Raw genomic sequence first — 2,417 nt, forward strand, 5'->3', positions numbered from 1 at the left:
TTCCAGGACCACGCCTCGCTCGCGGCCGCCTTGCGCGCCGATCTGCGGACGGGCGTGCGCTGCCTGGTGAAAGGGTCGCGCGGCAGCGCGATGGACCGGATCGTCGCCGCCTTGCTGTCCACCGGGGAGGACACACCGCATGCTGCTTGAACTGGCTCGCTGGCTGCAGAGCCTGGAAAACTTTTTCGGCCTGTTCGGCTACCTGACGTTCCGCGGCATCCTGGCCGCACTGACGTCGTTGGCGCTGTCACTGTGGCTGGGCCCGGCGGTGATCCGCAAGCTCGGCCAGCTGAAGGGCGGCCAGCCGATCCGCACGGACGGTCCGCAGTCGCACTTCTCCAAGGCCGGCACGCCGACGATGGGCGGTGCGCTGATCCTGATGACCGTGCTGCTGTCGGTGCTGCTGTGGGGCGACCTGCGCAACAAGTACGTGTGGGTGGTGCTGCTGGTGATGCTGACCTTCGGCGCCATCGGCTGGTATGACGACTGGATCAAGATCGTCAAGCGCGACCCCAACGGCCTGAAGTCGCGCTGGAAGTACCTGCTCCAGTCGATCTTCGGCCTGGCCGCGGGCCTGTACCTGTACCTGTACGCCGACGTGCCGGCGGCGACGACCTTCTACGTGCCGTTCTTCAAGTCGATCGCGCTGCCGCTGGCGGGCATCGGCTTCGTGGCCATCGCCTATTTCTGGATCGTCGGTTTCTCCAATGCGGTCAACCTGACCGACGGCCTCGATGGCCTGGCGATCATGCCGACGGTGCTGGTGGCGTGCGCGCTGGGCGTGTTCGCCTATGCGTCCGGCAATGCGGTCTTCTCCAGCTACCTGCAGATCCCGCCGGTGCCGGGGGCGGGCGAGCTGACCATCATCTGCGCGGCCATTGCCGGGGCCGGGCTCGGCTTCCTGTGGTTCAACACCTATCCCGCCATGGTCTTCATGGGCGACATCGGCGCGCTGGCGCTGGGGGCCGTGCTGGGCACCATCGCGGTGATCGTCCGCCAGGAACTGGTGCTGGTGATCATGGGCGGCATCTTCGTCATCGAGACGCTGTCGGTGATGATCCAGGTGGCGTCGTTCAAGCTGACCGGCAAGCGCGTGTTCCGCATGGCGCCGATCCACCACCACTTCGAACTGAAGGGCTGGCCCGAGCCGCGCGTGATCGTGCGCTTCTGGATCATTTCGGTCGTGCTGGTCCTCGTCGGCCTGGCCACGCTGAAGGTGCGCTGATGAACGACGCGCCACGCCAGGCCACGCGACTGGACGCCATCGGGGGCCGTTTCGATCCCTGGTTGCTCGGCGCCATGCTGGCGCTCGCCTCGCTCGGCGTGGTGATGGTCGCGTCCGCGTCGATCTACCAGCACGGCAATCCGTTCTACTACCTGATCCGCCACGGCATGTTCCTGGTGGCGGGCGCGGGCCTGGCATGGTGGGTGACGCGTACCGAACTGAAAAGCATCGAGGCGCGCAACCAGGTGCTGCTGCTTGGCTGCGTGGTGCTGTTGCTGCTGGTATTCGTGCCGGGCCTGGGCGTGAGCGTGAAGGGCGCGCACCGCTGGATCAACCTGGGGGTGTCAAACTTCCAGGTGGTCGAGGTGGTGAAGGTGTTCTTCATCGTCTGGCTGGCCAGCTACCTCGTACGTTTCCGCGACGACGTCAGCGCGACCTGGAAAGCCATGCTCAAGCCGTTCGGCGTGGCGCTGACCCTGGTCGCCCTGTTGCTGCTGCAGCCCGACTTCGGCTCATCCACGCTGCTGCTGGCGATCACCGCCGGCATGCTGGTGCTCGGCGGCGTGAACATCCTGCGCATCGTGCTGCCCGGCATCGGCCTGGTCATGATGCTGGCGATGCTGGCGGTGGCGGCGCCGTACCGCCTGCGCCGCATCACCTCGTTCACCAATCCCTGGGACGATCCGTTCGGCAGCGGGTACCAGCTGACCAATGCCCTGATGGCGATCGGGCGCGGCGAATGGAGCGGCATCGGCCTGGGCGGTTCGGTGCTGAAGCTCAACTACCTGCCGGAAGTGCATACCGACTTCATCTTCTCGGTGATCGGCGAGGAGCTCGGTTTCGTCGGCGTGTGCCTGGTGATCGCGCTCTATGCGCTGCTGGTCGGCCGCGCCTTCGTGATCGGCCTGCGCTGCGTCGAAATGCGTCGCCACTTCGCCGGGTACGTCGCCTTCGGCGTGGCGCTGTGGATCGGCATGCAGAGCTTCGTCTCGATGGGCGTGAACCTGGGCCTGTTGCCGACCAAGGGCCTGACCCTGCCGCTGATCTCGTCGGGCGGGTCCAGCATCCTGATGACCTGCGTGGCGATGGGCCTGCTGCTGCGCGTGTCGTACGAACTGGAACGCACGCAGCGCCAGGTCGCCTTGCGTGGCGAAGCCGCGCAGGGCGCCGGCGAGGCGCCGCGGGCGCCGGC

2 protein-coding genes and 1 pseudogene are annotated in these 2,417 nt (G+C 66.8%); all 3 read left to right on the forward strand.

Features of this window, described 5'->3' with window-relative positions; all coding sequences use genetic code 11:
• A pseudogene (locus AC04L7_RS16680) lies at nt 1-150 on the forward strand (UDP-N-acetylmuramoyl-tripeptide--D-alanyl-D-alanine ligase); the annotation flags it as partial.
• Nucleotides 140-1,225, forward strand: coding sequence for a phospho-N-acetylmuramoyl-pentapeptide-transferase (gene mraY, locus AC04L7_RS16685; protein ID WP_296278478.1), 1,086 nt, complete (start codon nt 140-142; stop codon nt 1,223-1,225). The pseudogene AC04L7_RS16680 and the gene mraY, both read left to right, overlap by 11 nt.
• A partial coding sequence (gene ftsW / locus AC04L7_RS16690) for a putative lipid II flippase FtsW (RefSeq protein WP_475513457.1) occupies nt 1,225-2,417 on the forward strand: 1,193 nt, incomplete at its 3' end. The genes mraY and ftsW, both read left to right, overlap by 1 nt.

Source organism: Pseudoxanthomonas sp. LjRoot204_2 (assembly GCF_056175765.1).

Coding starts and splice junctions, on each gene's coding strand:
- mraY (WP_296278478.1), top strand. CDS start 140: ATGCTGCTTGAACTGGCTCGCTGGCTGCAGAGCCTGGAAAACTTTTTC.